Origin of the sequence: Pseudoalteromonas rhizosphaerae (assembly GCF_902498845.1) — a bacterium.
Classification (GTDB): domain Bacteria; phylum Pseudomonadota; class Gammaproteobacteria; order Enterobacterales; family Alteromonadaceae; genus Pseudoalteromonas; species Pseudoalteromonas rhizosphaerae.
Map to the genome: position 1 here is coordinate 1 of NZ_CABVLM010000065.1, position 382 is coordinate 382.

Sequence of the window (382 nt, forward strand, 5' to 3'; positions counted from 1 at the left end):
CGTTATGAGCGTAGGCACTCAGGTAATCATCGTTGTGTTTGATGATAATAAGATTACCGTAGCCGCGCAGTGCGTTACCGGCATAGACGACGCGCCCATCGGCGGTCGCGACAATAGCCTGTCCCTTACTGCCTGCAATATCGATACCTTTATTGCCGCCTTCCGCGCCGCTAAAGTTCTCGATAACCTTGCCATCAGTCGGCCAGCGCCATGCTGAGATCGGCGAACTGGTTGACGTACTGCTTGCAGTCGGCTGGGTTGTGCTCACCGTTGTTGGTGCCGTCACCGGCGCGACAACCGTTGTGGTTGTGGTCGCTGGTTTATTATTAGGCAACATCTTGGTAGCACTCTGTTCACCTGAAGATTCAGAATACGTAATAGC

General features: G+C 53.1%; 1 protein-coding gene. It reads right to left on the reverse strand.

What is annotated here, in order from left to right; genetic code table 11:
- The coding region (locus PSR9079_RS24180; protein WP_425468872.1) for a peptidoglycan DD-metalloendopeptidase family protein at positions 1-268 on the reverse strand (268 nt) is incomplete at its 3' end.
- Positions 269-382: the final 114 nt, after the last annotated feature.